Genomic DNA, 6954 nt, shown 5'->3' on the forward strand with positions numbered 1-6954 from the left:
CGACAAGCCCGCCGCCGGTTCAGGCGTTTGCGTCGGCGATGGCCGCGCGCAGCCGGACGACGATCGTTTCGTCGGCCCCGGGCAGATCGCCGAGCTTGACCGCGGCCTTGGTCCGCGCGCCGTGAAAATCGCTACCGGCCGTGGGCAACAGCCGGAAGTGCGCGGCGGCTTCCAGCCAGCGGCGGGCGGTCACCGGATCGTGATACGAGCAGATGGCTTCGACGCCCCGCAGACCGGCCGCGACCGCCGTTGCGAATTCAGTGGCCGGCAGATCGCGCGGATGGGCCAGCACCGGCACCGCCCGCAGTTCGCGCAGCCGCGCCACGGCGGCGCGAAACGGCAGCGACTCGCCGCCGACGTCGGCGGGTCCGCCTTTGGCGAGCACGTCGAAGTAGAAATTGACATACGGATCGGCGGCCTTGGGGCCCTCGCGGTATGGCGCCAGCAACGGGTGCCGGTGATTGGCGGGATCGGCGTTCAGGGCATCGAGAAAACTCGAGCCGGTGGGCAGCCGGCCGGCGGCGTAGGTTTGCACGGCGGCCAGCGTCAGGCGCAGGCCCAGTTCGGTCAGCCGCCGCACCCGGCGTTCGGCCTGGCGCAGAAAAAGCCGTTCGATTTCGCCGAACCACTCGCGCACCGCCGGCGACTCGTCGGCGATGCCGTAACCCAGCAGGTGCAGTTCGCGGCCGTCCAGTTCGGTATTCAGTTCGACGGCGGGGATGAATTCGATGCCGGTCTCGCCGGCCAGCTCCCGGCCCGCGGGCAAAGCGGCCAGCGTGTTGTGGTCGGCGAACGAGAGGGTCGTGACGCCGATCTCCCGCGCCATCGCGAACAACTCGCGCGGCGAATGCTGGGCGTCCGCGCTGGCATGGGTGTGGACGTGCAGATCGATCATCCCGCGCCCGGCCGGCAGGGATCCACCGGCCCCTCCTCGCCGATCAGGTGGGTGATCAGCGAGCGCGGCGTCTGGTCGAAGTAAACGTTGCGGACCCGCAGGTTCTCGCTCTCCACCACGCCCAGTTCCGCCGCCGGCCGCTCGCGGATCGAGAACCAGCCGGCGCGCTCGGCCGACAGGCGCTTGAGGCGCGGGCACAAGACGTGCAACGGCGCCCCGCGGTCACGGCAGGCCAGCGCCAGCGGATACGTGCCGATCTTGTTGACCAGCACCGTCGGCAACAGGGCGTCGCACCCGACGACCGCCGCGGCGCCCTCTGTTAAAAACCCGGGCAGCGCGGCGTCGGCGACAACCGTCACCGGAAAGCCCAGTTGCGCCAGGCGGCGGGCCGGCGGCAGTCCCTCGTTCAGCGGGCGGGACTCGCCGAAGATGAGGTGGGGCCGTTCGGTCAGGCGCGCGATCGCCGCCTCCACCAGGCTGCTCTGCGACAGGGTGACGATCGTGGAATACGAGGCCAGCAGGGCCGCCGCGTAGGTGGCGGTCAGGGCCGCCGACTTTTCGACCTGGGCCAGATAGTTTTTCAGGTAGGCCGAAAAGTGGCCGTCGCTTCGTCGGCGGGCCAGGGTTTCCAGGTCGGCGGAGAGGTTGATCAAGGTCGCCATGCCGCAATGTGTCTGGCTGATTTCGCGCGCCACGGACAGGATCCGGCCTTCCGTTTCGCCCTCGTCCAGCATCCGGCACAGCAGGGCGACGGCGTCGGCGGTGATCGGGGTCGCACCGCGAACGTTGTCGTCCAGAATATCTCTTAGAAGTTGCTCCTGATTCATCATGCTGCTAAGATTAGCAGACCCGGTGAAAAAGTTGAATCGAGGGAGGAAGAGCATGGGGCGCATCGAAATTTTGGTCGTCGGACACGAAATCCTGACCGGCCGAACCCTGGAAGCCAACGCCAACTGGCTGGCCAAACGGATCGTCGCGCTCGGCGGCGCGGTGGCCCGGATCACCATCCTCGACGACGACCCGGAAGCCATCGCCGCGCTGGTTCTGGAGGCGAAGGAACGCGGGACGCGCCTGTTGCTCACCACGGGCGGCCTCGGTCCCACCTTCGACGACCGGACGCTCGCCGGCATCGCGCAGGCGATCGGCGTGCCGCTGCGGATCGACCCGGAAGCGCGCCAGTTCATTGAAGACAAATACCACGCGCTGTTCCGCGACGGCCTGGTGGAAACCGACGGTCTGACCCCGGAACGCGAAAAAATGGCCAACCTGCCGGCCGGCGGCACCTGGCTGGACAACCCGGTCGGCACCGCGCCGGGCATGGCGGTCCGGTTCGGCGAAATGGAAATCTACTCGATGCCGGGGGTGCCGCGCGAGATTCATGCGATGTTCGATCTGGCGCTGTCGGTCAAGCTGGCCGAAATGTTCGGGCGGGCCGGCTTCGCCGAGGTCACCATGCCGACCGACGCCACCGACGAATCGATCCTAACCCGCCTGGCCGCGGAAATGTGCGCCAAGTACATCGGGCTGCACGTCAAGACCAACCCGACCTACTTCGGCGACGACGAGGGATTGCGGGTGACGTTCTCGGCCAACGCCGTCACCAACGAAGCGGCGCGGACCCTGGTGGAGCAGGCGATGGCCGATTTCAAAAAACAGCTCGCCGCCCAGGCCGACGCGGGAAAATAGCCGCCGGCTCAGTCCGCCCGCTCGCCCTCGCCCACCCTGGCGACGACCATCCGCTCGAGCGTGAGGTATTTGCGAACGACGGCCGCGATCTGCTTTTCGGTCACCTTCCGCACCCGGTCCGCCAAGAGCAGGTGCGCGCGATAGCCCAGATCCAGCAGTTCGTTCAAGCCCATCGTGAGCGCCACGCTGCCGGCGGTCTGCATGTCCAACTGGTGGCTGCCGATCAAATAGCGCTTCGCCCAGCGCAGTTCCCGGCCGGCGGGCGGCTGGGAAATGACCCGTTCCAGTTGTTCCAGCAGCGCGGCCAGCGCTTCGTCGGCCGTTTGCGGGCTCGTCCCCAGGTAGACGCCGAACGATCCCCGCTCAATGCCCTCGCGCACGAAGCTGAACACGCTGTAGGCGAGGTGCCGGCGGTCACGCAGTTCGAGAAACAGCCGGCCGCCCTGCCCCGACAGCGCCGCGTTGAGCACATGCAGCGCGTATTCGTCCGCCGAACCGATGCGGCTGCCCAGAAAGCCGACGAGCAGGTGCGTCTGTTCCTTGGCCAGCGTTTCCGCCACCCGGACCACGCCCGCCGGCGGTTGCGGCGGCGGCAGCCGCAACGGCGCGAACGGCCGCGCCGGCAGGTCGCCGAAGGATTTTTCGATGCGCGCCAGCGCGGCCTCGAAAGACACGTCGCCGGCGATGGCGATCACCAGGTTGGCCGGGCATAGCAATTCCTGCCAGTGAAGGCGCAGGGCTTCCGCGTCCAGCCCGCGCAACGTTTCCTCGCTGCCGAGCATCGGCAAACCGTACGGATGGGCGGGAAAGAGCGTGCGCATGAACAGGTCGCGCACGACTTGCGACGGGTTGTCGAGCTTGTCGCGGATGTAGCCGGTGATTTCCTGTTTTTTCCGCGCCAATTCGGTCGAGCGGAACGCCGGCTCGCGCATCGCCTCGGCGACCAGCTCGAAGCCGCGATCGAAATCACGCGACAGGAATTCGGCGCCCACGCCGATCGAATTGTTGCCGGAAATGCCGTGCATGTTGCCGGCCATGCCCTCGACGATCTTGGCGAAGGTGATCGCGCTCAGCCGCGCGGTGCCGCGCGTCAGCATCTGCGCGGTCAGGTTGGCGATGCCGTTGTTCGCCGCGGTCTCGTAACGCAGCCCGCCCAGCGACAGGGTGCGGATCGCCACCAGCGGCGCGTGATCGGTTTCCTGCACGATCACCCGGATGCCGTTGGGCAACACCGCCCGCTTCAACCGGCGCCGGCAACCCGCGCAGCCGATCAACGCCGGCGCGACCGCCGCCTTTTTCGCCTTGGCGACCGGCTTGGCGGCACTGGTCACCGCCTGCCGCGCCTGCCGTGACAACTGCGCCAGTTCGCGCGGCTGGAGCTTGAAATCGCTCGGCACGAGCACGGTTGCCGTCAGGTTGGCGTGCGTGAAAAAGCGCTCCGCCGTCCGCCGCAAGCCGGCGCGGTCGGCCGCCAGCACACGCTCCAGGTAGCGGCGCTCGAGGTCGACGCCGCCGGACAGAATGACCGAGTAACCCAGCGCCTGGCCGATGCCGCTGGCCGTTTCGCGTTTGCCGATGAACGCCGCCTCGATGTTGAGCTTCGCGCGTTCCAGCTCTTCCTCGCTCACGGGGTTCGCGCTCAATTGGTAGGTCTCCGCCAGCACGGCCTGATAGGCTTCGCGGATCAGTTCCGGATTGGTGGACGCCTCGATGCCGAACAGGCCCGGATCGCGCGACGAGAAGACCTGGGTGGTGACCTCGTGCACCAGCCGCTTCATCGATTTGACGCGGTGTTCGAGCCGCGAGGAATCGCCGTGGCCCAGGATCAACGACAGCAGGTCGAGCTCCGCGGCGGCCGGGTCGCCCCAGGAAACCCCGTGCCAGGCCAGCGCCAGGTGCGCCTGACGGATCGGATCGCGCATCACCAGCGAGCGGTTGTGGGTCTGCGCCGGCTCGACCGGCCGGGGCGCCGCGCGTAAGGGGCCGCCGGGCAGCGCGCCGAACAGTTTGGCGATCAACCGCCGCGTCGGCTCCCATTCGAAATCGCCCGCCACGGCCAGCACCAGGTTCGGGGCGCGGTAATGCTTGCGGTAGAAACGCAACAACTCGCCGCGCTTCAGGGCGCGCAACACCCGCGGATCGCCGAGAATCGGCTTGCCGTACGGATGCGCGCGGAACGCCTCGCCCCAGCAACCTTCCGACACGTGGTACTGCGGCAGGTCGCGATAGAGGCGGATTTCCTCGAGCACGACCTCGATTTCCTTGCGCAGTTCGTCGGCGTCGAAGGTCGCGCCGCCGATGGCGTCGGCCAGGATGTCCAGGCCCAGTTCCAGATCGTCGCGGCCCATCGTCAGGTAATAGCAGGTGTGATCGTAGCTGGTGAAGGCGTTGATCTCGCCGCCGGCGCCCTCGACCTCGCGCGCGATCTGCCCGACCCCGCGCCGTGCCGTGCCCTTGAAAATCATGTGCTCGTGCAGGTGCGCCAGCCCCGCCTCGGCCGGCGATTCGTCGGCGCTGCCGACGCCCACCCAGGCCGACAGGGAGACGACGGGCGAAAAGCGGGCCTGCTGCAGGACGACGCGCAGGCCGTTGGACAGCGTCAGGAGGGCGGGATCGGCGGACTGGTCAGGCCGGCGGCTTCGAGTTTTTGCCACAATTCCTCCCGGATCATCAGGTCGACCTTCCAACCGGGGAAGACCGGGTACACCTGATACCGATGATAGGGACCGTCGTAGCGCTCCTCGTATTTCTTCCGCTCGTTCTCGCGGACGAGGATCACGTCTTGCTTCACCGTCTGGGGCGGCTTGGCGCCCTCGACCTTCACCTTGCGAAAATCGCGCAGGTAAAAGCGTCCGGGGTTCTTCGAACCGCCGGAAATGAAAATCGGCAACCGGTCGCCGGCGCCGGAGACCGCGGCGATCTTCCGCAGGTCGGCCGGCAGTTGCTCGTACTCGCGCTGCGTCTGCACGTAGACGACATCGTGGCGCCGGGCCTCGTTGCTGTCGTTGTGATTGTAATCGTATTCGCGGAAATTGAGTATGTACGAAAATTGCCCGTAATACGCCAGCCCCGCCACGGTCAGCACGGCGAGCAGCACCCGCAGGGCGTTGTAGCGCAGCGCGGTCCAGAGGTCGGAAAAACCGTCGGCCGCGACGAGCATCCAGACGATGCCGATCGACAGCACGCACCACGGCGTCTTGTAGGGGATCACGCTGTAGACGCCCTGGATGACCACGGCCACGGCCAGGATGGCCAGCGACCGCGGCTTGCTTTTCCAGAAGGCGCGCAATGCCGCCCAGGCCACGAACGGCAACACCGGCCAGTAATATTTGTAAAGCAGCACGAAGAAATAATGCCAGGCCTTCACGTGGGTCGGCTTCTGCACCCCGGTCTGGAACCAGGGGAAATAGGCCGCGAAGAAATCGAGCAGGCCGTGCGGGTTGCGCAGGAAGTTGCTGAACAGCAGCAGCCACAGGCTGACGCCCATCCCGAGCGCCCAGAGCAGCGGTTGCCGGTCGGGCCGCCCCAGCAAGGCTCCGAAGTGCAGCGACGCCGCCTCACCGGTGCGCCGGGCCGTCAGCCAGTAGATCGCCCACGCCGCGAGAATCGCCGCCACGTTGAACGCGGCGGTTTCCTTCACCGCGAAGCCCAGCACCGCGAACAGATAGCACCAGATGACCGCCGTCGCCTTGCCGGATCGGATCGCCTCTAAAAACATCCAGATCAGGCCGACGGTCGCGAAGGAAAAATACACCTCGTGTAAAAAGGTCTTGTCGAAGTAGACGTTCGCCGGGCTGAGCGCCAGCACCGCCGCCGCGAAAAGCGCGCCCGGCGCGCCCACCTCGCGGCCCAAAAGCAGCACCAAAAGTACGGTCAGAACGCCGAACAGCGCCGGCATGAAACGGATCGTCGTTTTCGAAAAACCGGCGATTTTTGGCGCCGGCAAGGCCAGGTAATAAAGCAGCGGGCCGTGATAGGCGGTTGGGTTGTATTGGTAATTACCGGTATCCAGAAGTTTCTTTGTGAAGACATAGTTGACGCATTCGTCGTGATGCACGGGCTTGAGTTCCAGCCCGGCCAGCCGGTAAAAAGCGGCCACGGCCAGAATCGCCAAGGCCAGGACAACAATCATCATTTGCCGGATTTTCATGCGGCGAATCTTGGCACAGCCGCCCTGCCGGGGTCAACGGCACTTACTCGAATTCGACTGAGTCTTTACCGCTCACTCTTCCCCGATCATGTCGCCCGCGGTGCCCTGATCGGCGAAGCCGTAAATCTTCCACAACCACGGCCCGGGAATCCTTGTCCACGTCTCGCCGTCGTAATGCATGACGCCCTTGTATGGGCCGACGACGTAGACATCGCCGCCGGGG

Annotated in this window: 6 protein-coding genes; 1 reads left to right on the top strand and 5 read right to left on the bottom strand. The window is 66.4% G+C overall.

The features are described from left to right. Positions 1–19 precede the first annotated feature (19 nt). Complete coding sequence (locus GX444_07445) at positions 20–895, bottom strand: PHP domain-containing protein (GenBank protein ID NLH48422.1); 876 nt, start codon at positions 893–895, stop codon at positions 20–22. Then, entirely contained in the window at positions 892–1722 is an 831-nt protein-coding gene (locus GX444_07450) for a hypothetical protein (GenBank protein NLH48423.1), read from the bottom strand. Before GX444_07450 ends, GX444_07445 begins: the two co-directional genes overlap by 4 nt. A gap of 55 nt (positions 1723–1777) precedes the next feature. Here GX444_07450 and GX444_07455 point away from each other — a divergent pair, with 55 nt between their 5' ends. After that, entirely contained in the window at positions 1778–2581 is an 804-nt protein-coding gene (locus GX444_07455; GenBank protein NLH48424.1) for a competence/damage-inducible protein A, read from the top strand. Between the two features lie 8 nt (positions 2582–2589). On the opposite strand, the gene GX444_07460 is transcribed toward GX444_07455, so the two are convergent. From GX444_07460 to GX444_07470, 3 genes are all read right to left on the bottom strand, one after another. Beyond that, positions 2590–5235 (bottom strand): insulinase family protein, encoded by a 2646-nt coding sequence (locus GX444_07460; protein ID NLH48425.1) that lies wholly within the window; start codon positions 5233–5235, stop codon positions 2590–2592. Continuing rightward, complete coding sequence (locus GX444_07465) at positions 5181–6731, bottom strand: TIGR03663 family protein (protein NLH48426.1); 1551 nt, start codon at positions 6729–6731, stop codon at positions 5181–5183. The genes GX444_07460 and GX444_07465 overlap by 55 nt, the downstream gene beginning before the upstream one ends. A 72-nt stretch (positions 6732–6803) precedes the next feature. Further along, positions 6804–6954 (bottom strand): hypothetical protein (locus GX444_07470; GenBank protein ID NLH48427.1); only part of this gene is annotated, 151 nt, incomplete at its 5' end.

Source organism: Myxococcales bacterium, from assembly GCA_012517325.1.
Taxonomy (GTDB): Bacteria; Lernaellota; Lernaellaia; order Lernaellales; family Lernaellaceae; genus JAAYVF01.